Below are 1,047 nucleotides of genomic sequence, written 5' to 3'. Positions count from 1 at the left end.
TCTCACGCGCCAAGTCCAAGCCTGGCAAGACGATCGCAACCGAACGACGAAGGGCGTCGACTGGCAATTCACGACCCAACAAGCCCGCGTGAAACTGCGACGACTCTACCCCCAGCTTTTGGTGTGACAAGGGACTAGTGGCGTGGGCGATGCGACAGAGCCGCGTTGAATTGCCCGAAGAACTTACTGGTGGTCGAATTCCTCGAACGACCTATAGCGTGTCGGCGCCGGTTGATCTGGTCGATGCGGGCTCCGGCCTCAACGAAGCGTACGCCCGGGTAGTTTTTCAGGCGTGGCGGATCTCGTCCTCGGTCGAGCAGGCGATGCCTTTGACCGAGGCTATTCGCCTCGTAAGAGCTGTGCAAGAAGTTCTTCTCCCGGCAGCGGAGGAGCGGCTTGTCGAACTGTGCCCCGAGTCATCCGCGACGGTTGCCGCATACGCAATGTCCCCGGAGATGGAAGAGGGCCTCTACTGCATCGCTGACATCGGTGCCTGGACAACTGACATTTCCTTCTTTCGCTTCACTGAGATCGGGAGCGGTGAGACCGGAAGGACCACCAAGGCGATTTACGCCGCCCGGTCGCATCGTGCGGCGGCGAACAAGGTAGATGAGCAGTGTCGCGCCCTGTTGCTGCAGCTTTACGCAGTGTCGGCGAACAGCTCCGCTGTAAGCACGGAGGAGATCCGGCAGCAGCGAGAGCGAGGAGTGTTCGGAGAGAAACCCGTTGTCCTGGAGGCCGCCAGGAACGCCAGGTTGCCTCGCCCCTCGCCCCTTGCGTACGCGTCAGACCTTGTGGGCGAAGAGATTCAGCGTGGTTTTGTCGAGACGCTGGGTGAGGCGTATGGAAAGGAGGGGCGGGAGGATCGCTGGAAGAACCAACTGACCCTTCTCCTGTCGGGGGGCGGGTTGTTGGCGATCACGAGAAACCGTAGAAATCTGATCATCTAGCCGTGGTCGCGCGCGAGTGCTGGTTTCTCGTCAGAACGGCGAATCGGTGTCGGTCGGATCGGTGTCGAGTTCGCGATCGAGAGCCGCGAGGTAGTGT

At 60.7% G+C, this 1,047-nt stretch carries 1 protein-coding gene; it reads left to right on the top strand.

What is annotated here, in order from left to right:
• Positions 1-218: 218 nt before the first annotated feature.
• The gene (locus GY937_10510; protein MCP5057142.1) at positions 219-950 is read left to right on the top strand and encodes a hypothetical protein; all 732 of its coding nucleotides are present in this window, start codon (positions 219-221) and stop codon (positions 948-950) included.
• The last annotated feature ends 97 nt before the right edge of the window (positions 951-1,047 follow it).

This window comes from bacterium, from assembly GCA_024228115.1.
Lineage (GTDB): Bacteria > Myxococcota_A > UBA9160 > UBA9160 > UBA6930.
The sequence above is the reverse complement of the archived record's forward strand: the minus strand, read 5'-3'. Positions and strand labels throughout refer to the sequence as shown.